General features: G+C 32.8%; 22 protein-coding genes. 13 read left to right on the forward strand and 9 right to left on the reverse strand.

What is annotated here, in order from left to right; translation table 11 throughout:
- Nucleotide 1: 1 nt before the first annotated feature.
- Together uvrC and AJN56_RS07285 are read right to left on the reverse strand one after the other, a co-directional pair.
- Entirely contained in the window at nucleotides 2-1,804 is a 1,803-nt protein-coding gene (gene uvrC / locus AJN56_RS07280) for an excinuclease ABC subunit UvrC (protein WP_002894890.1), read from the reverse strand.
- On the reverse strand, nucleotides 1,797-2,291 hold the full coding sequence (locus AJN56_RS07285) for a hypothetical protein (protein ID WP_002869076.1): 495 nt from the start codon (nucleotides 2,289-2,291) through the stop codon (nucleotides 1,797-1,799). The genes uvrC and AJN56_RS07285 overlap by 8 nt, the downstream gene beginning before the upstream one ends.
- A 138-nt stretch (nucleotides 2,292-2,429) precedes the next feature.
- Between AJN56_RS07285 and guaA the strand changes: the two genes are divergently transcribed.
- The 8 genes from guaA (at nucleotide 2,430) to AJN56_RS07325 (ending at nucleotide 12,463) form a co-directional block, all read left to right on the forward strand.
- Complete coding sequence (guaA, locus tag AJN56_RS07290; protein WP_002869077.1) at nucleotides 2,430-3,965, forward strand: glutamine-hydrolyzing GMP synthase; 1,536 nt, start codon at nucleotides 2,430-2,432, stop codon at nucleotides 3,963-3,965.
- A gap of 85 nt (nucleotides 3,966-4,050) precedes the next feature.
- Nucleotides 4,051-5,511 carry a hypothetical protein gene (locus tag AJN56_RS07295; RefSeq protein ID WP_002894892.1) on the forward strand — a complete coding sequence of 487 codons (1,461 nt, stop codon included), beginning with the start codon at nucleotides 4,051-4,053 and terminating at the stop codon, nucleotides 5,509-5,511.
- A 239-nt stretch (nucleotides 5,512-5,750) separates the two neighbouring features.
- A complete protein-coding gene (purD, locus tag AJN56_RS07300; protein WP_002869079.1) occupies nucleotides 5,751-7,001 on the forward strand; it encodes a phosphoribosylamine--glycine ligase in 1,251 nt (416 codons plus the stop codon).
- Nucleotides 6,998-7,450, forward strand: a complete 453-nt coding sequence (locus tag AJN56_RS07305) for an RDD family protein (protein ID WP_002855813.1) — start codon at nucleotides 6,998-7,000, stop codon at nucleotides 7,448-7,450. Before purD ends, AJN56_RS07305 begins: the two co-directional genes overlap by 4 nt.
- Nucleotides 7,440-9,488 (forward strand): LPS-assembly protein LptD, encoded by a 2,049-nt coding sequence (locus AJN56_RS07310; protein WP_002869080.1) that lies wholly within the window; start codon nucleotides 7,440-7,442, stop codon nucleotides 9,486-9,488. Before AJN56_RS07305 ends, AJN56_RS07310 begins: the two co-directional genes overlap by 11 nt.
- A 69-nt stretch (nucleotides 9,489-9,557) precedes the next feature.
- Entirely contained in the window at nucleotides 9,558-11,717 is a 2,160-nt protein-coding gene (locus AJN56_RS07315) for a polyribonucleotide nucleotidyltransferase (protein ID WP_002869081.1), read from the forward strand.
- A complete protein-coding gene (locus AJN56_RS07320; RefSeq protein WP_002869082.1) occupies nucleotides 11,714-12,196 on the forward strand; it encodes a DNA-deoxyinosine glycosylase in 483 nt (160 codons plus the stop codon). Before AJN56_RS07315 ends, AJN56_RS07320 begins: the two co-directional genes overlap by 4 nt.
- Before the next feature lie 57 nt (nucleotides 12,197-12,253).
- Nucleotides 12,254-12,463: a 2-hydroxymuconate tautomerase family protein gene (locus AJN56_RS07325; RefSeq protein WP_002853198.1), complete on the forward strand. Its 210-nt coding sequence runs from the start codon at nucleotides 12,254-12,256 to the stop codon at nucleotides 12,461-12,463.
- Here the strand turns inward: AJN56_RS07325 and AJN56_RS07330 are convergent.
- Both AJN56_RS07330 and AJN56_RS07335 read right to left on the reverse strand, forming a co-directional pair.
- On the reverse strand, nucleotides 12,460-13,122 hold the full coding sequence (locus AJN56_RS07330; protein WP_002853237.1) for a DUF4230 domain-containing protein: 663 nt from the start codon (nucleotides 13,120-13,122) through the stop codon (nucleotides 12,460-12,462). The genes AJN56_RS07325 and AJN56_RS07330 overlap by 4 nt on opposite strands.
- Nucleotides 13,123-13,139: 17 nt before the next feature.
- Entirely contained in the window at nucleotides 13,140-14,324 is a 1,185-nt protein-coding gene (locus AJN56_RS07335) for an MFS transporter (RefSeq protein ID WP_002864610.1), read from the reverse strand.
- Nucleotides 14,325-14,377: 53 nt separating this feature from the next.
- On the opposite strand from AJN56_RS07335, the gene AJN56_RS07340 reads away from it, so the two are divergent.
- Both AJN56_RS07340 and porA read left to right on the forward strand, forming a co-directional pair.
- A complete protein-coding gene (locus tag AJN56_RS07340) occupies nucleotides 14,378-14,833 on the forward strand; it encodes a low molecular weight protein-tyrosine-phosphatase (protein ID WP_002869083.1) in 456 nt (151 codons plus the stop codon).
- 251 nt (nucleotides 14,834-15,084) lie between these two features.
- Entirely contained in the window at nucleotides 15,085-16,359 is a 1,275-nt protein-coding gene (gene porA / locus AJN56_RS07345; protein ID WP_070294448.1) for a group 1 major outer membrane porin protein PorA, read from the forward strand.
- Between the two features lie 114 nt (nucleotides 16,360-16,473).
- Here porA and dnaJ read toward each other — a convergent pair whose 3' ends face one another.
- Complete coding sequence (gene dnaJ / locus AJN56_RS07350) at nucleotides 16,474-17,598, reverse strand: molecular chaperone DnaJ (RefSeq protein ID WP_002864607.1); 1,125 nt, start codon at nucleotides 17,596-17,598, stop codon at nucleotides 16,474-16,476.
- Between the two features lie 156 nt (nucleotides 17,599-17,754).
- Here dnaJ and AJN56_RS07355 point away from each other — a divergent pair, with 156 nt between their 5' ends.
- Genes AJN56_RS07355 through recR form a run of 3 tightly spaced genes read left to right on the forward strand, consistent with a single transcriptional unit; the run spans nucleotide 17,755 to nucleotide 20,230 of the window.
- Entirely contained in the window at nucleotides 17,755-18,426 is a 672-nt protein-coding gene (locus tag AJN56_RS07355; RefSeq protein ID WP_002853168.1) for a response regulator transcription factor, read from the forward strand.
- Entirely contained in the window at nucleotides 18,423-19,658 is a 1,236-nt protein-coding gene (locus AJN56_RS07360; protein WP_002857920.1) for an ArsS family sensor histidine kinase, read from the forward strand. Before AJN56_RS07355 ends, AJN56_RS07360 begins: the two co-directional genes overlap by 4 nt.
- Complete coding sequence (gene recR / locus AJN56_RS07365; RefSeq protein ID WP_002894902.1) at nucleotides 19,658-20,230, forward strand: recombination mediator RecR; 573 nt, start codon at nucleotides 19,658-19,660, stop codon at nucleotides 20,228-20,230. Before AJN56_RS07360 ends, recR begins: the two co-directional genes overlap by 1 nt.
- Here recR and AJN56_RS07370 read toward each other — a convergent pair.
- Genes AJN56_RS07370 through AJN56_RS07385 form a run of 4 tightly spaced genes read right to left on the reverse strand, consistent with a single transcriptional unit; the run spans nucleotide 20,227 to nucleotide 24,320 of the window.
- Nucleotides 20,227-20,763, reverse strand: coding sequence for a HyaD/HybD family hydrogenase maturation endopeptidase (locus tag AJN56_RS07370; RefSeq protein ID WP_002869086.1), 537 nt, complete (start codon nucleotides 20,761-20,763; stop codon nucleotides 20,227-20,229). The genes recR and AJN56_RS07370 overlap by 4 nt on opposite strands.
- The gene (gene cybH / locus AJN56_RS07375; protein ID WP_002855770.1) at nucleotides 20,760-21,452 is read right to left on the reverse strand and encodes a Ni/Fe-hydrogenase, b-type cytochrome subunit; all 693 of its coding nucleotides are present in this window, start codon (nucleotides 21,450-21,452) and stop codon (nucleotides 20,760-20,762) included. The genes AJN56_RS07370 and cybH overlap by 4 nt, the downstream gene beginning before the upstream one ends.
- A gap of 10 nt (nucleotides 21,453-21,462) precedes the next feature.
- A complete protein-coding gene (locus AJN56_RS07380) occupies nucleotides 21,463-23,178 on the reverse strand; it encodes a nickel-dependent hydrogenase large subunit (protein ID WP_070246496.1) in 1,716 nt (571 codons plus the stop codon).
- 2 nt (nucleotides 23,179-23,180) lie between these two features.
- Nucleotides 23,181-24,320 (reverse strand): hydrogenase small subunit, encoded by a 1,140-nt coding sequence (locus AJN56_RS07385; protein ID WP_002856501.1) that lies wholly within the window; start codon nucleotides 24,318-24,320, stop codon nucleotides 23,181-23,183.
- Between the last annotated feature and the right edge of the window lie 101 nt (nucleotides 24,321-24,421).

Raw genomic sequence — 24,421 nt, forward strand, 5'->3', positions numbered from 1 at the left:
ATCAATTTTCCTTTATCTTTTGCGCCGCTTTCCTGCCTACAAGCATTGTAAGATCTTTAAAATCAGCCTTATATATAGATTCAAAATTTCCATAATACGCTAAAAGTTTTTGTATAACCCCTGAACTAAGTCCTAAATTTGCAAGCTTAGAACTTTTCAAGTCCTGTTTTTTCTTAGTATTTTGATGAAAGCTAATAGCAAAACGGTGTGCTTCATCTCTTAATTTCTGTAAGAATTGTAGTTTTTTATCGTTAATGCTTAGACTAAATTCTCCTTTTAAGGAATGAATTTTATCCTTAGCACCCCCTTTAGCTCTATGTGCTTTTGCATCGATTTTTTCTTTTGAAATAGCTAAAATATCGACATTTGCCCCACTACTTACAATGATTTTTTTAGCCAAATCAAGCAAAGCCTTTCCCCCATCTATAAGCCATAAATCAGGAGGAGGTATTTTATCAAAGTCCAAAGCCCTACGCGTTAAAACTTCACGCATTTGATCATAGTCATTTTTATGTTTTAAATGAAATTTTCTATATTTTGACTTATCCCAAGAATTTATTCTATAAGTTACCATAGCTCCAACATTTGCCACGCCTTGCAAATGAGAATTGTCAAAAATTTCTATATCATTTGGTAAATTTTCAAGCTCAAAATAAAACTTTAATTCTTTTTGTATAGTAAAATCATGATTTTTTTGCTCTTTTTCTATATTTAAAAGGGCATTTTGAAAAGCCAAATCACAAATTCTTCTTTTTTCTCCTATTTTAGGGATTTTAATACTGATTTTTTTATCAAACCTTTGGCTTAAAATTTCTTCTAAAAGCACTCTATCTTCAAATTCTTCATAAACATAAATAACATTTGCAAGCAAAGGAATATCCATGCTAAAATTTTCTAAAATCAGTTGCTTATAAATTTCATTTTGATCCCATTGTATATCATTTTTTATAGGAGTAATTTTAGAATTTGCACTGATAATTTTTCCATTTTGCACTACAAAACGCAAGGTTGAAAGCATAGAATCTTCAAAAGCTAAAGCAAACACTTCAAAATCTTCTAATTTTGCAACATCCATTTCAACCTTAACTTCTAAATCCTTAATCGTTACAATCTGATCTCTTACTTTAGCTGCTTCTTCATAATTTTCATTCTGTGCTAAAACAAGCATTTGTTTTTCTAAATTTTTTATTAAAATACTAGGATTTAAAAGCGCGTGCATAGCCTCATCTAAAATTTCAAGGTATTTTTCTTTGCTGATGCGTTTATCACAAGGCGCAAGGCAACGAGAAATTTGATAAAAAATACAAGGGGATTTACAACTTGCTTTTTGCTTTAAAGGATAGTATAAATAAAGCGCATCTAAAAGCTCTCTAGCGCCTTTAAAAAAAGGGCCAAAATATTTAATTTTGCTTTTTTTTACTAATTTTCTAGTGATCTCAAAGCGTGGAAATTCTTCTTCAAAATTGACATAAATATAAGGATAAGTTTTATCATCTCTTAGCAAAATATTATATTTTGGATGCAGTTGTTTGATAAAAGAATTTTCCAAAATCAAAGCATCGGCTTCTGAATTAGTAGTGATAAATTCCAAATGCACTGTTTCTTCAATCATTTTTTGAATTCTTAAAGAATTTCTTGGATTTGCATGTAAATTTGGAGTAAAAGCAAAATAAGATTTGACACGATTTTTAAGATTTTTAGCCTTACCTACATATAAAAGCTTTCCTTCTTGATTAAAGTATTGATAAACTCCAGCACTATTGGGAAGAGTTTTTAGCTCATTTTCTAAATTCTCTTTAGTCAAGATTAGAACCTTTTTTTATAAGTTCTCTTAAATCTTCAAATTTCTTAAATAATTTTTCATCTTTAAAGCAATTTTTAAATTCACCCTTAGAAAGCTCCAAATAAGAATTTTTAGAGAGGTTTTCATCATTTTTGTTTTTATTTACTGCATAAGTGTATTTTTGGGAAAAGATTTTTATATCTTTTATATCAACAAATCCACTTAAAGGATATTTTTGTCCATATGCTTTTATGAGAAATTTAATATAAATTTTGCTATCATCATGATTTAATTCTTGATAAGCTGCTGGATGTAAGGTTATTATATTTAAAATATGATTTTTTACATAAATTTTAGCAATCAAACGTTGCTTAGCAAGCGGAAAAGAACTTAAAAAATCTTTGCAAAAAAATAAGGTTTTTAAAGGCTTATAATGAGGTTTATCCATCAATTCATTAATAACAGCACTAGCGTTTTTAGTCATCTTAATATTATTTCTTTTTCCCATAAGATGATTTTAGCATTTCTTTTCTTAATTTTCTTCTGTGCTTGCGGATATAAAGGCAACCCTCAATACACAAGCTATGAACAAAATGGCTCGGTAAAAACCATTAAAAAATACGAACAATTACATAGGTGGTAAATAATGAAAAAAGCAGATATTTTAGTTTTAGACTTTGGTTCTCAATACACTCAGCTTATAGCAAGACGCTTAAGGGAACAAGGAGTTTATGCAGAAATTTTACCTTTTAATGTAAGCTTAGCTGATATTAAGGCGAAAGAACCAAAAGGTATTATTTTAAGCGGAGGTCCAGCAAGCGTATATGCAACTGATGCGTATTTTTGCGATAAAGGCATATTTGACTTGGGTTTACCTGTTCTTGGAATTTGTTACGGTATGCAGCTTATGGCACATCATTACAAAGCCACAGTTGCACCTGCAGGACATAAAGAATACGGTAAAGCAAATATAGAGATCAAAAAAGACAGTGCTTTATTTAAAAATCTTCCAAAAAAGCAAACCGTTTGGATGAGTCATTCTGATAAAGTAGAAAATTTACCTGATGGTTTTGAAGTTTTAGCCACAAGTGAAAATAGCCCTTTTTGTGTTTTTGGCAACGAAGATAAGAAATTTTTTGCCTTACAATTTCACCCAGAAGTACAACACAGTGAATTTGGCAAAAATATCTTAAAAAATTTTGCTAAATACGCTTGTAATTGCGAAAGTGTTTGGAATATGGGCTCTTTTGCAAAAACTCAAGCAGAAAAAATCCGTGAAGAAGTAGGCAATGATAAAGTGCTTTGTGCAGTAAGTGGCGGAGTAGATAGTAGCGTAGTTGCTGCACTTTTAGCTAGTGCTATAAAAGAACAAGTTATAGTAGTTTTTGTAGATAATGGACTTTTAAGAAGTGGAGAAAAAGAACAAGTTGAATTTATGTTTAAAAATACCTTAGGTATCGATCTTATCAGCATTGATGCAAGTGAAATTTTCCTAAGTCGCTTGGCTAATGTTAGAGATCCTGAGCAAAAAAGAAAAATCATAGGAAATACCTTTATAGAAGTTTTTGAAGAAGAAGCAAAAAAACATAAAGATGTAAAATATCTCGCTCAAGGCACACTTTATACTGATATCATAGAAAGTTCTGTTGTAGGTGCAAGCAAAACCATTAAAAGCCATCATAATGTAGGGGGCTTACCTGAAAAAATGAATCTTAAACTCATAGAGCCTTTAAAAGAAATTTTTAAAGATGAAGTGCGTGCCTTAGGACTTGAGCTTGGACTTAGCAAAGAAGTAGTTTATCGTCATCCTTTCCCTGGGCCAGGGCTTGCTATACGCATTATGGGAGAAGTAAATCGCCCTAGCTTAGAACTATTACGCAAGGTTGATGTAATTTTACTCGAAGAACTTAAAAGTACAGGTTGGTATGATAAAACTTGGCAAGCATTTTGCGTGCTTTTAAATGTTAAAAGCGTTGGGGTTATGGGGGATAACCGCACTTATGATAATGCAGTTTGCATACGTGTTGTAGATGCAAGTGATGGTATGACAGCTACTTTCTCGCATTTACCTTACGAAGTTTTAGAAAACATAAGTCGCCGTATCATCAATGAAGTAGAAGGTATAAATCGCGTTGTTTATGATATCTCAAGCAAACCACCTGCAACCATAGAATGGGAATAATCCATTTTTTCTAGCTCTTATTTTTATTATAAAATTTTTATAAAAATAAGGCTAGAATTTATTCAAGAAATTTCAAGGAAGAAATATGCATGGAAAAATAGCTATTTATATGGATTCTACAGGACGTGGAACCGTTACAAACTCAGCAAATACCTTTTTTGACTTCAATCGCCAAATTTGGAATGATAAAAAAAGTATGCCAAGTGTTGGCATGCTTGTGGAATTTAGAACTCTTTCTAGCGAAAAAAAAGCAGAAGACGGCAAGCCCGTTCAAACAAGCAAAACCATAACAGGTATAAAACCTTCAAAATTTCAAGAATTTAAAGAAGGGGATTTTATCACTGAGCATGATTTTTGGAAAACTGATAATGATGATGAATTAGAAGATTTACAAAACTCAAGAAGAAGTGCTTATATAACAGAACTTTATAGAACGACAGACTTTGACACTATAGAAAAAATTCCTCTTTCTTTTACTATACCTCAAGCTATACAAAAATATTTTGCTCATGAAATTTTATCCGTAGAAACGCTTCAAGCCAATCTACAAGATGAAAAGGAAATTCCTTGCATACTTGATTATCTTATACTTAAAAGATTTTTATTTAAAGCTTATGATACTTTAATTTTTATGGATAATAGCATAGACCAAACCCAATTTAGCGCATTAAAAAGCATCATGATGCATTTAGAGAATTCATACAAGCAAATGATAGCTGATCAAAAACCAAATATCACTAAAATTTTTAACGAAACTTTTTTATCTTTGCAGTGTCATTACCAAGCTTTAGTAGCCACCATAGATACAAGAAAAAATCGTCTAGCCTCGCTTGAAGCACAAATGAAAACTTTACAATCTGAAATAAATCTTAAAAGCAATGCGGCCAATGCAGACCCTGAAAAACTTAAAGCTCGACAAGAAAGATTAACTAAACTACAAAAAGAAGCGGAATACTACAGAACAACACTAAAAAGACTTGATGCTATAAGGGAAGATTTTTATAAAAAAAATTACAATATTTTCGAAAATGCTTTTAAACTTTCACGAGAAAAGCTCTTTAAAAAAATTGTCACAGGTTTAAATCTATGCGCAACCATAATGGATTTTAAAATTTGGCACTTATCTTTAAAATCATCAGGGGTTAAAAATTCTTATTTTACTATGAGTAATATAGAAAATTCTTTCTGTTCTCTTTCTTTTGCAGAACATTACTTAAGTCGCTTAAATAAATCCGCTCTAAATCCTTTTGATCAAAAACTTTTAGTGTATATTCAAAAAATCACAAAAGAACAAAGAAAAAAATTTTTAGTTGTCACATCGGATTTAGATTTATTATGCAAATTAAAAATTGAAAACTTTTCACAAAATCCGTATTATTTAGTAAAATACGCACCTAAAAAAGTGAATTATCAGTCTTTAATGCGTGATAACACCTTTGATATAGTCTATATTGATGAAAAACATGTTTGGGAAAATGTTGCCGATATTATTTTACAAGGAAAGCATTTTGACAAATCAGGAAAAACCAAATTTAAACTGATTTAAGACATAGAAATTTAAGCTAAATTAAGTTATAATTTTCTTGCCTAAACAGTTTGTGATATTTAAAGTGATCCAACACATTTTTATTAACTGCGATTGTGTGATTTACCGTGTTCTGTGGCATTGTTTGAGCTTTGAAAAAAGCGAGAAGTTGCAGCCTTTAAAAATTACCTAGCGGTTTTCTTTGACTTTTTGGGGTCAATCTTTGTTAAACGGCTGTTTGGGTTTAAAAGGAGATATAAATGAAAATAATGATTTTGGGTAGTGGTGCAAGAGAATACTCTATTGCTTTAGCCTTAAGAAGAGTAGACAAAAATTTAGAGTTTTATTTTGCTCCTGGAAATGGCGCTACCGAAAGTCTTGGAACAAATTTAAACCTAAAAGATCCAGTAGTTTTAGCAACCTATGCAAAAGAAAAAGGTTTTGATCTTTGTATAGTAGGAAGTGAAAGTTTTTTAGCTGAAGGTGTTGTAGATATTTTTAAACAACAAGGACTTGCTATTTTTGGGCCAAGTAAAGCTGCTGCAATGCTTGAAACCTCAAAATCTTTTATGAAAAGCTTTCTTAAAAAATACCGCATCAAAACAGCCAAATTTTTAAACACAAATGACATTGAAAAAGCAAAAAATTTTATATATAGTTTAACCCCTCCTATAGTAGTAAAAGCCGATGGACTTTGCGCAGGAAAAGGTGTTATCATAGCCAAGACTCATGAAGAAGCCATAAAAGAAACAGCTAAAATGCTGAGCGGAGAAAGCTTTGGAGATGCTGGAAAACTCGTTGTAATTGAAGAATTTTTAGATGGTTATGAATTAAGCATTTTTGCAGTATGTGATGGCAATGATTTTGTTTTACTTCCTGCAGCACAAGATCATAAAAAATTACTCGATAATGATCAAGGGCCAAATACTGGTGGAATGGGTGCTTACGCCCCTAGCTCTTTAGCGAATGAAAGTTTGCTTAGAAAAGTTCAAAAAGATATTATTTTACCGACTTTAGCAGGTATGAAAAAAGAAGGAGCGGAATTTTGTGGCGTTTTATTTATAGGCGCTATGATCGTTGGAAATAAACCTTATGTATTAGAATTTAATGTTCGCTTTGGCGATCCTGAATGTGAAGTTTTAATGCCTTTAATCGAAGATCCTTTAGAGCTTATTTTAGCTGCTACTCAAAGACGCTTAAGACACGCAAAAATCAAAATCAAAAAAGAATTTGCAGTAGGGGTTGTATGCGCGAGTGAAAACTATCCTTACAAAAGTTCACCAAAAAGTGAAATTACTGTAAATAACATTCCTGAAAACTCTCATATTTCTTATGCTGGAGTAAGCTTAGAAGATGGCAAATTAATGGCTGATGGTGGAAGAGTTTTAGTTTGCGTTGGCACAGGAAAAAGTATAGAAGAAGCGCAAAAAAATGCTTATAAACTTTGTGATAATGTAAATTTCAAAGGAAAACAATACAGAAAAGACATCGCTCATCAGGTTCTTAAATGAAAGAAAATTTACAAGACCGCTTAGAGCGTGAAAATCTAAAAATAGCAAGTTTTGGAAAAAGAGTTCTAGCTTTTTTAATCGATGATATGGTTATTTCTTTGATTGTGTTTATCATTTTTTATGATCGTCTAATCCAAGCAAAAGATTTATTTGAAACGACTCAAATTATAGGAAATTTTTATCTTGGCTTCATCTTGCTTCATTTTAGTTATCAAGCAATTTTTACTTATCTTTATGGGGCAAGTTTGGGAAAAATATTATGCAAAATTATCATCTTGGATGAAAATCTTCTTGACAAACCCAATCTCATCCAAAGTTGCATCAGATCTGCCATAAGACAAGTTAGTGCTATGGCGTTTATGCTTGGGTTTGCTTGGGCTTTAAGTAATGATTTACGCAAAGCTTGGGAGGATTATCTAGCAAGGACAATAGTAGTCGATGTGGCGTAAATTTTCCCTATTGCTAGGAACTAGCATAGCTTTAAATGCAGCACAAGTTGATATTTACGCTCTTGATGCAAAAAAAGAAGGTGATATTCTTACTGCAAACAATGATGTTGTTATTTTTTCTGATTTTTATTTCATCACTGCCAATAAAGCAATTTACAATGAAAAAACCGAAGATGTTGAGCTTTTTGGTGATGTTAACATCCTAAGGGGACAAAACGAAAGATCACATTCTGATTATGCTAAAATCAACCTAAATTCCAATCAAGCCGATTTTAGTAATTTTTTCTTTTCCAATAACAATCTTGAAGTATGGTTTCAAAGCAAAACAAGCCATCTAAATGATAAAGTCTTTGAAAGCAAAATTTCAGCAGTTTCAAGCTGCAATGTTGAAGATCCTGATTGGGAAATTCGTTTTTCAAAAGGCTGGCTTAACCGGGAAACTAATTTTGTTCATCTTTACAATGCAAGATTATATGTTAAAAATACCCCAGTTTTTTATCTACCTTATTTTGGATTTAGCGCTGATACTCATAGACAAAGCGGGCTTTTAATCCCAAAAATCGTTTTAAAAAGTAGCGAAGGCTTATACTATGAACAACCTATTTATATAGCCACTCAAGAAAATTGGGATTTAGAACTTGATCCACAAATTCGAACAAACCGTGGTTTTGGACTTTATTCTACTTTAAGATTTCTTGATTCTCCATATTCAACAGGAGAATTAAATTTTGGTGCTTTTAGGGAAAATAGCTCCTATTTTCACGATGAAAATTTGAAAAATCAAACCCACTATGGAATAGAACTAAAATACTCAAGAGATGATTTAATCAAATCTTTACTCAGTGATAATTTTCAAGAAGGTCTATGGATAGATGCAACCTATCTCAACGATGTGGATTATTTAAATTTAGGAAGTAGGGATTATCGAGATCTTAACTCGCTTGTAACCTCCAAAATCAATTATTTTTTAGCTGATGAAAACAATTTTTACGGAGCTTATGCAAGATATTATATCGACACATCTAAACTTAGCAACAATACAACCTTACAAGAATATCCAAGCTTTCAATATCATAGATTTTTAAATAACCTTTTTGATGAACGCTTGCGTTATTCATTTGATGCTTCATTTCATAATTTTTACCGACCTGCTGGTTCTTATGCAAATGAGCTAAATTTAGACTTGCCTATCTCGTATCACAACGCTTTTTTTGGAGACTTTTTACACTTTACTTTTACAGAAAGATTTTATGCTTCTTTTGTAAATTATAGCAACGATCCCGAAAGAAACCATGAGCATTATTTCAGAAACACTCATGATTTTAATCTCTACACCGATCTTTCAAAAGCTTATGAAAATTTCTTTCATACTTTAAATTTAGGGGTGAATTACATTTTACCAGGAGCAAAATCAGGTAAAATCACGCAAGATTATCTTGAAGAATACGACAAAGAAAACGAACATACAAGTCTTTATGCTGTGCAATATTTCTATAACAACGAAGGACAAAAAAAACTCAAACACAGAATTTCACTTGACTATCTCAATAAACAAAATGAATTCTATGAACTTGAAAATCTTTTAACTTATTATTTTAATGAAAACATCAATCTCAACAGCGAAGTGCTTTACTCTTATGAACAAAGTCGCTTTACCAATGTCATCAGCCAAATAGAAGTCAATACAAATTCAAAATTTAATTGGATGTTTTCTCATGCTTATCAAAACGATGAGTATGGAAAATATAGCTTTATTGGTACAAGAGCAAATTATATTGCCACACCTAATTACAATTTATTTGGTGGAATTTGGTTTGATACTCAAAGAGCTCATACAAACATGTGGGAACTTGGCTATACCTACCAAAGAAAATGTTGGAACTATTCTTTAATGTATAGAGAAAGAATCGATCCACAACTCACAAGTGGTGGTATCACAGCTAAAAATCAAAGCGGAATTTATTTTATTTTCAACTTCTATCCTTTAGGAGGGGTAAAATACGATTTCTCTTTAGCAGAAAGTGAAAACAAAATTTAAAAAGGATGAAATTTGCTAAATATTTTAAAAAATTTTACGAATTTATTATCTGGTAAAAAAGGAAAAATAATGCAATACAGCATAGAAATTAACAAAAATACAGAAATATTTGATATAGACAAAGTCGCCAAACAAGCTGCCGGTGCTGTTTTAATGAGACAAGGTAAAAGCATTGTTCTAGCTACAGTTGCAAGAGAAGAAAAACAAGTTGAAGAAGATTTTTTACCTCTAACCGTCCAATACATCGAAAAAGCTTATGCCGCAGGAAAAATCCCTGGTGGTTATGTCAAAAGAGAAACCAAACCAAGCGATGCAGAAACCTTAACAGCACGCATTATCGATAGAAGCTTACGCCCTCTTTTTCCAAAAGGCTATGCTTATCCGACTCAAATCGTTGTGATGGTTCTCTCAGCTGATCCTAAAGTAGATTTGCAAGTAATGAGCTTAAATGCCGCAAGCGTGGCACTTTATCTTAGTGATATACCTATGAAAGCTCCAGTATGCGGTGTGCGTATAGGAAAGATAGATGGAAATTTCATACTCAATCCAAACAATGAAGAGCTTCAAAATAGCACCCTAGATCTCTATGTAGCAGGTGTAAAAGATGAGCTTTTGATGATAGAAATGAGAGCCTTGCCTGATCAAAAAGAAAATGAAATCTTTATCGAAGCTCCCTATGCTGATGTTTTAACTCAAACCACTTCACAAAATATGAATGAACTTAGCGAAGATGAAATTTTAGAAGCTCTAAATTTAGCTCAAAAAGCTATATTAAATGGTTCAAATGCTTATGAAGAAGCCTTTAGCAAACACAAAAAAAATTCTCAAATCGAACTAAAAAATGAGATTGAACATCCTGAAATTTTAGCTTTTATAGAAAATAATTTCCAAAAACAAATCAAAGAAGCCATCAATCAAATGGCAAAAAGCGAAAGAGCAAGCGAACTAAATAAAATCGCTAAAGAAATTTTAAATCTTGAAATCACTAAAGACTGGAGCGAAGAAAGTGTCTTAAATACCTTAGCTAAAGTCAAACGCAAACTTATTCGTGAGCAAATTTTAAATGAAGGCAAAAGAGCTGATGGTAGAAGTTTAAACGAGGTTCGTCCTATCAGTATAGAAACCAATATCTTGCCAAACGCTCATGGCTCTTGTCTTTTCACTCGTGGACAAACTCAAGCCCTAGTGGTTGCAACCTTAGGCGGGGAAAACGATGCTCAAATGATAGACTTGCTTACAGAAAAAAATCCTATAAGCGAACGCTTTATGGTAAATTATAATTTTCCAGGTTTTTCAGTAGGCGAAGCAAGTCCTATCAAAGCTCCAGGAAGAAGAGAACTAGGACATGGAAATTTAGCCAAAAGAGCACTTTATCCAAGCGTGGATGAAAACTATCCTTATATAATCCGCTTAGTCAGTGAAATTTTAGAAAGCAATGGCTCAAGTTCTATGGCAACGGTTTGTGGCGGATCTTTAGCCTTAAAAGCAGCAGGAGTGCCAAGCTTAAAACTTGTTGCAGGAGTAGCCATGGGGCTTATCTTTGAAGATAACAAGCATGCTGTTTTAACAGATATCATGGGACTTGAAGATCATGATGGGGATATGGATTTTAAAGTAGCCGGTAGCAAAGACGGCGTTACTGCTCTTCAAATGGATATAAAACTAGGCGGAATCGATCAAGAAACACTAAAACAAGCTTTATATCAAGCCAAAGAAGGAAGAATTCACATCCTAAATATCATGGAAGAAGCTGCAAAAGAAATCATAGTCAATGAAGAAGTTTTACCTAAACTTGAGCTTTTTAGCGTTGATCCTTCAAAAATCGTTGATATCATAGGACAAGCTGGAAAAACCATCAAAGAAATCATAGAAAAATTTGGCGTTTCTATAGACTTAGATCGCGAAAAAGGTGAAGTAAAAATAGCAGGTAGTCAAAACGAGCAAATCAAAGCCGCAAAAGACTACATCATAAACATCACAAGCTCTCAAAAAGGAACTAAAAAAGGCTCTAAAGACAAAGATATATCAGGCTTTGAACTTGGGCAAGAATTTCAAGGTATTGTTAAAAAAATCGCTCCTTTTGGAGCCTTTGTGGAACTTAAAAATGGTGTTGATGGTTTATTGCATAGTTCAAAAAGCAAGCATCTTAATTTAAGCGAAAACCAAAGTTTAAAGGTGAAAATCAGCGAAATTAAAAACGGAAAAATTTCTGTGGATTTGTGTGAGTGAGTGAATTTCTAACTCATCCTTTTGAGCCTTTTTTTGACAAAGATTCTAAAATCTTAATTTTAGGATCTTTTCCTTCTATTAAATCAAGACAAGACGGCTTTTATTATCAACACCCAAGAAATCGTTTTTGGCCTATACTAGAAACACTTTTTGATGTAAAATTAGAAAATATCGCAGAACAACAAGCCTTTTTAAGAAAAAAACATATCGCTCTTTGGGATGTACTTCAAAGTTGCAAGATAAAAAATTCAGATGATAAAACAATAAGTTATGCAAAAGCCAATGATTTAAACCTAATCCTTTCTCAAACCAAAATTCAAGCCATTTTTACTACAGGACAAAGTGCTTATAGATTTTTTGTTAAATTCCACCCTCGCTTAGAAGCCATAGCCCTACCCTCAACTTCTCCTGCAAATTTAAATTTTTCTTTTGAACAGCTTTTACAAAACTATGAAATAATCAAAAAATTTACAAAATAAAAGAATATTTTAATTTTTTAGATTTTAGAATAATTATAAAAATTTAAGGAGTTAAAAATGCCTTTTGTAAATATACGCATCACCAAAGAAAACGGAGAACCTACAACAGAACAAAAACAAGAGCTTATCGCAGGAGTAACGGATTTACTTGCTAAGGTTTTAAACAAAAATAAAAGCTCGACTGTGGTAATTATCGATGAAATCGATACGGATAATTACGGACTAGGTGGAAAAAGCATTACCCAAGCAAGAAAAGAAAAAAGCTAGCTTACATCTAGCTTTTGTGTGTTATCCTTAAATTCAAATTCCACTCTCTTAGCCCCAAAACCTTTAGCAATAGCTTCTAAAGTATCCTTAGCACTTTTATGGATTTTGCTTTCTAAATTTTGGATAAGATTTAAAGACAAGTCTTTAACCTCATCTTTGGCTTCTTTTATGAGTTTGTTTTTATCACTTTCACTAAAACTAATCCCCGTACTATTGATAGAATCAGGCAGTAAAAAAGGTAAAAATTTAGCATTTTTTTCATCATAAAATTTCATATCTATGATGCTGTGTTTGTATCTACACTCTGGCATGATGATCTTATAAGCATCGTCCCCTAAAGGCAAAATATCAAAGTTTTTATCCCTTAAATCATACAAGAAAGTGATCTCAAATTCAAAAATCAAAGCAATCTGTCTTTCACTCAAAGACCATCCTAAAAGATTTTTCCAAATTCCATTAAAAGCGCTATCTTTTTTAGTGACAATCTCTTTACTAAAAACTTGAAAAACACTTAATTCTCCTATGGATTTAAGTTGCATGATATCGCTAAAACTTTGCGTGCTTTTTTCTTCTATTTTAGGGCTTTTATACTGCCTAAAAAGCACTACAAACAAAAGCACAAGTAAAATCATCACTAAAACAAATAAAATCATTTCCATTTTAAACCTTTCTAAATTTATAAACCTTGATTTGAAAAGATATATTTTTTCTCAAACGCCAAGAAAATAAAAGCATTAATGATAAAAATCAAACACACAAAAGTAAAAACAAATTCCACGCTAAAATGAGAAGCCATAAGCCCTCCGCCAAAAGCACCGCAAAAATTTCCCAAAAATTGACAAGTTTGATTAAAACCAAAAATCACACTTAAATTTTTAGCACTCACACTTTTTTTAAGCAAGGCATTCACACAAGGCAAAAGCCCTCCAAGTCCTACACCTATAAGTAAACGCACGAAAATAAGCGTATAAACATTACTTGCTACAGCCTGCAAGTAAAAGCAAATTCCACAAAATATCAAAGCTCCAAAAATAATCTTACTAGGCCCTATCTTATCGGCGATTTTTCCAAGTTTTGGTGCGAAAAAAAGATTGCTAATCCCATTTGCAGCCACCACTATACCCGCCCAAAGAGCCAAATTTCCACCTTGATGAATTTGCTCAACATAGATACTTAAAATCGGCATCACTCCAAAAGTACCAAATTGTATCACAAAAGTAGTGATAAAAAGAACGATGATAAGGGTTTTGTTTTCTTTCACTTTTTGAGTATTTTTCTTCGCCTCTTTTTGAATTTTTCTCCCATGGATGAAAAAATAAATCGTCACAAAAGAACAAGCGATCAAAAAAGCCACCACATCAAAAACCGCACTAATGCTAAAAAATTCAGCCACAAAGCCACCAAACAAAGGCCCAAGTAAACTTCCACTTATAGAAGCCGTAGAAAGAGTTCCTAAAGCATAAGCCACTTTTTCTTTAGGCGCTATCACGGCGATAAACACAACAGCAGCAGAAGTAAAACCTGAAATTATCCCTGTTAAACCCCGTACAAAAACCACTTCTAAAGCACTATGAGCAAAGCTAAGCCATAAGGTTAAAACGGACATTCCAAAACTTGCACGAAGAAGCATATTTTTATAACCATACTTTGCACCCAAAAAAGCCCACAAAGGTGAAAAAACAGCCATAAAAAGCGGAGTGATCCCAAAAGCAAGTCCTGAATAAAACGCTATCTCGCTCGTATCAACATGTCCTAGTTCTTTGATATAAAAAGGCAAAATCGGAGCGATTTGACTAAGCCCCATACTTGTGGTAAAAACACCAAACCAACACACAAGCAAAGTTCTATTGAAATTTTCCATGGATTTATTGTATGATATTTTTTATAATTTTTAATTAAAACTCAAGGATAAAAATGAAAAAAATACTCTTTATATGCTTAGGCAATATATGCCGTTCGCCTATGGCAGAATTTATCATGAAAGATCTTGTCAAAAAAGCAAATTTAGAAAAAGAATTTTTTATAAACAGTGCTGGAACTTCAGGAGAGCACGATGGAGAAGGTATGCACTATGGCACCAAAAACAAGCTTGCTCAACTTAACATAGAACACAAAAACTTCACAAGCAAAAAACTCACTCAAAAGCTTTGCGATGAAAGCGATTTTTTAATCACCATGGACAATTCTAACTTCAAAAATGTTTTAAAAAACTTCACCAACACCCAAAACAAAGTTTTAAAAATCACTGATTTTAGTCCTAGTCTAAACTACGATGAAGTTCCTGATCCTTGGTATAGTGGGAATTTTGATGAAACTTATAAAATTTTATCCCTAGCTTGTAAAAATTTACTTGTTTTTTTATCAAAATAATTTAAAACAACTATATATTACTTCTCGTTTACTTTTTAGGCTTATACTTCTAAACGAACCGAAAAACATTCATAAGAAAAACTCCTTAAAATTACACGCCTAGCTTAAATCCCTTTAGCTAGGCTTTTCTTTAGATGTTTTTATCCTTCGGATTTAAAATTTTTACTATTTTAAGTGCTTCTTAAGAAAAAACTCCAAATTTATGTGCTACAATTACGATGTTTTATTAATTTTTGACAAGGAGAATTCTCATGAAACTAGTTAAACTTAGTTTAGTTGCAGCTCTTGCTGCAGGTGCTTTTTCAGCAGCTAACGCTACTCCACTTGAAGAAGCGATCAAAGATGTTGATGTATCAGGTGTATTAAGATACAGATACGATACAGGTAATTTTGATAAAAATTTCGTTAACAACTCAAATTTAAACAACAGCAAACAAGATCACAAATATAGAGCACAAGTTAACTTCAGTGCTGCTATAGCTGATAACTTCAAAGCTTTTGTTCAATTTGACTATAATGCTGCTGATAGTGGTTATGGTGCTAATGGAATAAAAAATGATCAAAAAGGACTTTTTGTTCGTCAATTATACTTAACTTATACAAATGAAGATGTTGCTACAAGCGTAATCGCTGGTAAACAACAACTAAACACTATCTGGACTGACAATGGAGTTGATGGTTTAGTAGGAACAGGTATCAAAGTAGTAAACAACAGCATCGATGGTTTAACTCTAGCTGCTTTTGCTGTAGATAGCTTTATGGCGGAAGAGCAAGGTGCAGATTTATTAGGACAAAGTACTATATCTACAACACAGAACGCAGTTCCTTTTCAAGCAGATTCATTAGGAAATCTTTACGGTGCTGCTGCTGTAGGTTCTTATGATCTTGCTGGCGGACAATTTAATCCACAATTATGGTTAGCTTACTGGGATCAAGTAGCATTCTTCTATGCTGTAGATGCAGCTTATAGTACAACTATCTTTGATGGAATCAACTGGACACTTGAAGGTGCTTACTTAGGAAATAGCCTTGATAGCGAACTTGATGATAAAAGACACGCTAATGGCAATTTATTTGCTTTAAAAGGTAGCATTGAAGTAAATGGTTGGGATGCTAGCCTTGGTGGTTTATACTACGGTGATAAAGAAAAAGCTTCTACAGTTGTAATCGAAGATCAAGGTAATCTTGGTTCTTTACTTGCAGGTGAGGAAATTTTCTATACTACTGGTTCAAGACTAAATGGTGATACTGGTAGAAATATCTTCGGTTATGTAACTGGTGGATATACTTTCAACGAAACAGTTCGCGTTGGTGCTGACTTCGTATATGGTGGAACAAAAACAGAAGCTACTAATCATTTAGGTGGTGGTAAAAAACTTGAAGCTGTTGCAAGAGTAGATTACAAATACTCTCCAAAACTTAACTTCTCAGCATTCTATTCTTATGTGAACCTAGATCAAGGTGTAAACACTAATGAAAGTGCTGATCATAGCACTGTAAGACTTCAAGCTCTTTACAAATTCTAAGAAGCTTTCAAGTCTAACTTCAAGGCGGAGTTTTGCTCCGCCTTTTTTTATGCCTGATTTTTAAAACTTAAATTTATATAAAAAATTTTCCCAAGCTAAAACGCTTTAGGAAAATTAAGACTTAAACCAATTAGTGATTTTTTCAAAAAGCCCTTTTTGCTCTTGATGCATACCATCTTTGATGCCAAAACTTTCACTTAGTTTTTCTAAAAGTTCTTTTTGTTCATCGTTTAAAGAAGTTGGGAATTTGATAGAAATTTGAACGATTTGATTTCCCATGCGAGAACTATGAACATCTTTTACCCCTTCTTTTTCAAGAACAAATCTTTGTCCATCTTTAGCACCCTTTGGTAAATTTAAGGTCGCTTCACCGCGTATGGTGGGTACTTTTATACTCTCTCCTAAGATAGCTTGAGTAAAAAACACTGGAAATTCTATATATATATCATCATCATCTCTGATAAAAGTATCATCTTCAGCGGCGATGATCTTAACATACATATCCCCTCTAGTACCATTTTTTAAGATATTACCTTTAGCATTGACACGAAGCTTCATACCTGTATCTACACCTTCTGGGATATTAAGCTCGACACTATCTTTGCTTTCATTATAACCCAAACCTTTACAATCACTACATTTTTCACTAGCTTTTTCTCCACTTCCTTGACAATCAGGACAAGTTTGTGCAAAAGTGATAAAACCTTGAGAAACTCCAACTTGTCCCCTACCTTGACATTTTGGACAAGTTTGAAGTTTTCCATCTTTAGCCCCTGTTCCATTACAAGTTTTACAAGAGCATTTATAAGTAAAGTCTATATTTTTCTTACAACCAAAAACCGCTTCTTTAAAACTTAATTTTAAATTAAAGATAAAATCTGAAGGGATTTTTTCATCATTTGAACTTTTTCTACGACGCGATGATGAACCAAAGCCCTCTCCAAAAAAACTAGAAAATATATCTCCTAAATCCTCAAAACCACCAAAACCTGAGCTATTAGAACCAAATCCACCGCCTTTTAAAGCATCTTTTCCGTATCTATCATAAATAGCTCGCTTTTCATCATTGCTTAAAACTTCATAGGCTTCATTAACAAGCTTGAATTTATCTTCTGCTTCTTTATCGCCCTGATTTCTATCAGGATGGTATTTTAAAGCCATTTTTCTATAGGCCTTTTTTATAGTTTCTTTATCAGCATTTTGCGTGATTTCAAGAAGTTCATAATAACTTATTTCCACATTATTCCTTTAAAAAATTTAAAATTTTACTAGAATTTTAATTTTAAAAATTCAAAAATATAATTTTAGCAAAAATAAAATCAATAATTTATCAAATTTTAAATAAAATTATGTAAAGATTTTAAAGACTACATAAAAATTTACAAGGACACTAGAATGATTAATGTGTTGATGATAGAAGATGATCCTGACTTTGCACAATTATTATCTGAATATTTAGCGCAATTTAATATTAAAATCACAAATTTTGAAAATCCTAAAAGTGCTTTAAATGTGGGTATTCAAGGCTATGATTGTCTGATTTTAGATTTAACTTTACCTGGAATTGATGGTCTTGAAGTTTGTAGAGAAATCCGACAAAAAAGCAATATTCCTATTATCATCTCATCGGCTAGAGGTGACTTAAGCGATAAAGTTGTGGGGCTTCAAATCGGTGCTGATGATTATCTACCAAAGCCTTACGATCCAAAAGAAATGTATGCAAGGATTATGAGTCTTATTCGTCGCACAAAAAGAGTTGAACACACTAATAATGAAAATATTAACTCTGCTTTCAAAATTGATGAAAGAAGACATGAGATCACCTATGAAGATAAGGTTTTAACACTTACTCCTGCTGAATTTGAAATTTTAGAATACCTTATCCAACAACACGGATATAGTGTTTCAAGAGAACAGCTTGTAAGTCGCTGTAAAAATCTAAAAGATAAAGATTCTAAAAGCCTTGATGTTATCATCGGTCGCTTAAGGGTAAAAATAGGAGATAGTTCAAAATCTCCAAAACATATTTTTTCTGTTAGAGGTATAGGATATAAACTGATAGGATGACAAAAAATTATTCTATTCATACCAAACTGATTATTTTATTTGTTGTTACTTTTTTCTTGGTTTGTGTGCTTTTTATCGTTCTTTTAAAAATAGAAGGGAATACCTATAATGAAGAAGAAAGTTTAAAACAAGAAAATCTTATAAAAAATTTACTCATCTCCTATGAAAACACTTCAGGTGTTGAAATAGGAGCTTATCTTGGAAACAGCGGTTTTAACGCTATACAAAATCCCAATCTTGTAAAAGCTATAAGAAATAATGGACAATCACTTTTTAAAGCAGGCGGAGAGCTTTGTACTCTTTCTTCTTTAAAATATCATAGCAATCTTTATTTTGATGTTCAATGTAAAGATTTTGATGGCTTGTATGAAGAAAATACTAGTGATAGGGTTTATAATCTTTTATTGATAGGATTTTTCTCTTTTTCTTTGTTGGTTGTTTTTATGTATTTTTCTGTATTAAAATCCTTAGAACCTTTAAAAAAATTAAGAAGACAAGTTGCCGAAGTTGCAAATGGGGAACAACCTGATTTTCTAGACTATCAAGAAGATGAAGTAGGCAAGATCGCCTTTGAATTTCAAAAAGCTTTCAAGAAAAACCAAGAATTAATCCAATCAAGACAACTTTTCCTAAGAACAATCATGCATGAGTTAAAAACCCCTATAGGAAAAGGGAGAATCATTTCTGAAATGATCAAAGAAGACAGACAAAAAGAAAGACTTATCGCTATATTTTTACGCATGGATTCTTTGATCAATGAATTTGCCAAAATCGAAAATTTATTTTCAAAAAACTACAACTTACACTTTAAACCTAGTCGTTTTAGCACTATACTTGAAGAAGCTAAAGAACACCTTATGATAGATGATTTTAATAAAGTTGTAAAAGTCGATATAAGATATGACGCTTTAATCAATGTTGATATGGAAATTTTCTCTGTAATTTTAAAAAATCTTATCGATAATGCCTTAAAATACTCAAACAATGGCACTTGTGAGCTTTTTTGTTGTAAAGAATGTTTTACCATTAAAAATCCAGGCAAACCTTTAGCAGAACCTATAGAGCATTATCTTGAAGCTTTTACAAGAGAAAAACACAATCAAGTCAAAGGTATGGGACTAGGACTTTATATAGTTTCAGAGGTATGTAAACTGCATAATTTTGATTTGATTTATTTTTATGATGATGGAAAGCATTGCTTTAAAATTTTCTTTGGAGATAAAGAAAAATAATGGCAAAAGGCCTGGAAAAATTCAATGAACTTGTTGAAAGTTTTGCAAATTTACCTACCATAGGAAAAAAAACCGCCATAAGGCTTGCTTATCACCTTTGCATAAATAATCAAATCGATGGTATGAAACTCGCACACAATATAGAAAATGCTATCCGCTTTATAAAACCTTGTGAGCAATGCGGTGCTTTAAGCGAAAATGAGCTTTGCGAAATTTGTAGCGATGAAGAAAGAAATAAAAACATTTTATGTATAGTTGAAAGCCCAAAAGATATACTAACACTCGAAGAGAGTCAAAGTTACAATGGGCTATATTTTGTTTTAGATGAGTTAAATGAAGAAAAACTTGAAAAACTAAAGCAAATCATACTTAAGCTAAATATCTCTGAGCTCATTTTTGCATTGACACATAGCATTAATTCTGATGCAACTATCTTTTTTATAGAGGATAAATTTAAAGGCTTAAACCTAACTTTTAGTAAAATCGCTCAAGGAATTCCAAGTGGTGTAAATTTAGAAAATGTGGATTTAATCTCTTTAAATAAAGCTATGAATTTTAGAACAAAAATTTAGTAATTTTTATAAGAAATATCGGCTAATTCTTGCAAAGAAAAATCCGCAATCTTTTCATAAGTAAAACCTTCCTTGCTTAAAAAGTCAAGTAAAGTTTTTTCCATAATTTTAGCTCCTTGTATAAGCTCATCTGAGAGCTTAAAACTCATCGCTTCAATACGCTTTGGCACACAAGCTAAGATATGCGTTTTAGGCAAATCTCCTGCAAGTTCCATGTATTGTAAGGTTTGAAGCATTTCTATTTCATGGGCACTTCCACTCCAGCTAATTTTATTAGGCATAGCATCATAAGGAAAGGAAAATACATCTCCTATACTCGCACCTTGCGCTTCTATACAGTCTAAAACGATAAGTCTATCGTACCTAGCAATGATATAGCTAAGCTGCAAAGCCAAAGTTCCACCATCAACAAAATCTAAAGTAAATTCAGAATGAGTGAATTTGTAGTTTTTTTCAAGTTGTTTGCAAAGATGAACGCCTAAGCCTTCATCCGCAAACATGATATTACCTATTCCAAGGACTAAGAATTTCAATGCTTTTCTTCTTTTACAAATTTATATCCGCTAATAATAGCATCCATAGCACCATCTTTACCTTTTACTGCGTTAAAAATCGCCATGTAAATATGTACTGGCACAAAAATCATAATTACCCACATCAAAATTCTATGATAAGTTCTTACATCGGCCAAACCGCCCATTGCAGCTTCAAGCGGTCTTAAAATATGATATAAAAGCCCACCTAAGCCCTCATGGTAAGTATGAGTATAAAGAATAAGCCCTGTAAGAATGATACCTAACATCACAAGATAAAAGAAAAAATAAGTTACAAATTGCAAAGGATTATAAACCCCTTTTAAATGCGGGTGTTTTCCTAAGAAAATGTAAAATTTTACTTGTTCTATCCATAATTTGATATTAAAGATATCCCATACACTTCTGCGTTCTTTTGCACTTACCTTATCGCAGAAAAACAAATATACTTTAAAAATAATACAAGCGATTAAAACAAAACCCACCGCTTGATGCACTAAGCGGTATTTTGCTTGCATAAAATTTACGGGTTCGCCGTTACTAATAGGACTTTGAAACACATAAGAAAGATAATATCCTGTGCCAATAAGAATCACTATAGCAATAGCTCTTACCCAGTGCGTTAAACGCAAACCTATGCTAAATTCATATTCAGCTTTTCTTTGCAATTTTTCTTCTTTGTTTTGCATGAAAGCCTCCTTATAAATTGACATTCACTTTATATTCACTTAGATTATTGCCCTTAGTATCCATTACATGCACCGCACAAGCAATACAAGGATCATAAGAGTGAATTTTTCTAATGATTTCAAGTGGTTGTTTTACATCAGCGATTTTAAGTCCTATCAAACATTGCTCATAACTTCCACCTACGCCATTTGCGTCTTTTGGACTTGCATTCCAAGTAGAAGGCACCACAGCTTGCCAATTTTCAATAACACCATTTTTAATTCTACACCAATGGCTTAATGTTCCGCGTGGCACATGCCCCATATAGCGTCCTTTGTATTCTTTAGAATTATCGATCACATAAGGAACACAAGTACTCTGGTCTACTTTTAAATTTTCAACTAAATTATTAAACGCTTTTAAAGCATTATTTGCAACGATTTTTGCTTCAATACAACGAGCAGCTGTTCTTCCAAGTGTGCTAAATACAGCATTTAAAGGAAGTCCTGTTTCTTTTAAGAACTCATCTACCACAGGAACAACATTTGGATTACCCTTAGCATAATTTACAACGATATTTGCTAAAGGTCCTACTTGCATAGGGTTTCCTTCATAGCGTGGAGCTTTAATCCAACTATATTTACCCTTAGTATCAAATACTTTAGAATGAACATTATTTCCATGATGATCTACGCTTTCTCCATCTACAAGTCCTGTATAATTTGGATTTGTTTTGCCATCATAAGGATGTAAAGGTTCATTGTCTGCATACCAAGAATGAGTTGCCTCTTCAGTAATCTTATCTTCTTCTACTTCATAAACCTTGCTTAAATCTCCATTTTTGATAATACCACTTTCAAAAAGCCATTCATCTCTTCCGATTTGAAATTCTTTAAAGGTGTAAAGATTATTTACCCCTATATCATTTAAAACACTTGCTTCATGTGCATAAGCTTTTCCTGCCATCACAAGATCAGGATAATACGCACGATTAACAAAGTCTTGTACTTCTTGGAATTTAACCATATACTCACCCATTCTTGCAGGATCAAGCAAATCCATAACGCAAGTTACACCACCAACAGTTAAGCTTTGTGGATGTGGGTTTTTAGCTCCAAAAATCGCCATACATTGAGCAATGATTCTTTGAATTCTTAAACATTCTAGATAGTGAGAAAGAACGATTAAATTTTGCTCAGGAGTTAAACGATAAGTTGGATGACCATAGTACGCATTAGCAAAAGGTCCTAAATTTCCTTTATCTACAAAAGTTTTAAGTCTTTGTTGCACTTCAAGAAGTTTATCTGCACCTGTTGCATAAGGATTTGGAGTGTATTTAAAAGCTTCATCGCTTGCTTTTTTAACATCAGCACTTAAAGCACTTACCACATCAGCCCAATCAAGCCCATGAAGTTGATAAAAATGCACAATATGATCGTGTAAAAATAAAGCCGCATTCATTAAAGTTCTTGTTAAAAGCGCATTTAAAGGCGGAGTAATACCTAAAGCATTTTCAACAGCAACTATACCTGCTTTATAATGTGAAAAAGTACAAACTCCACAAATTCTTTGTGTCATAAAACCCGCATCTCTTGGATCACGCCCTTTTACTATGGTTTCAATACCGCGCCACAAAGTAGAGCCCGCATAAGCTTCTTTTACCACATTGTTATCATCAACAACAACTTCAACTCTTAAATGCCCTTCAATTCTTGTAATAGGATCTACAATTATTTTTTGACTCATTTTTATTCCTTATCTTTTTGCATGGAGGATATAACTGCGTGTGCTGCTATAGCAACGCCTGTGAGTGTAAGCACACCTATACCGATTTTATCTGAAACACTATCTGCACCCAAGCCAAAAACAGTATCAAATTTACGACTAGCCATAGGCTCTTCAAAAGGTCCCATGGTATCCCAAAAATCAGGCTCAGAACAACCTATACAACCATGTCCTGCTTGAATAGGCCAAGAAGTGTGCTGGTTAAATCTCTCTCTTGAGCAGTTATTAAAAGTATAAGGCCCTTTACAACCTACTTTATAAAGACAAAAACCTTGTTTTGCCCCTTCATCTCCAAAGGCATGCACAAACTCACCCGCATCAAAATGTCCGCGTCTTTCACAAAGATCATGAATTCTTAGACCATAAGCCCATTTTGGTCTATTATACACATCAAGTGCTGGTAACTCACCAAATAATAAATAATGGAGCACATTACCCACTATATTTTTTTCACTCGGAGGACAGCCTGGAACATTGATCACAGTTTTGCTTGTTACTTTGCTTAAAGGCTGTGCATTACTAGGATTTGGTCTTGCAGCTTGGATTCCTCCAAAGCTAGAACAGGTTCCTATAGCAAAAATTGCCAAAGCATTTTCACTTGCTATTTTTGAAAGCTCATAGCCTGTTTTTCCATGTGCACCTATGGTTAAAAAATGCTCTGTATCACCCATAGGGATACCACCTTCAACCATTAAAATGTATTTATTTTTATGCTTTTGAATGGCACTTTCTAAATTTTCTTCAGCTTGCCAACCTGCTGCAGCCATCACTGTTTCGTGATATTCTAAAGAAATATAATCAAAAATCAAACTATCAATCGTTGGAGTATCACTTCTTAACAAACTCTCGCTACAGCCTGTACACTCAGCCATATGAAGCCACACAACAGGAAGCCTATCAGCAAGCTCAGCAGCTTTTGCTACCATAGGAGTAAAACTCGCTGGCAAAGCCAAAAATGCAGTCATAGCACCTGCCCATTTCATAAAATCCCTTCTAGAAAAACCTGACTTTTCTAATGCTTTTGTAATACTATCATTGTCTTTCAAAGAAGGAAGCTTTTCAAGAGCCGATAAACGCGACTCTATTTGATGATAATCAATCATTATATTTCCTTTATAACATGAAATTTATTCTCTATAATAATAAAATAAAGGAAGTTAAAATAAAGTTAAAAACTTACTCTCATAAGCAAATATTAGTATCA

This window comes from Campylobacter sp. BCW_4319, from assembly GCF_001764435.1.
Lineage (GTDB): Bacteria > Campylobacterota > Campylobacteria > Campylobacterales > Campylobacteraceae > Campylobacter_D > Campylobacter_D jejuni.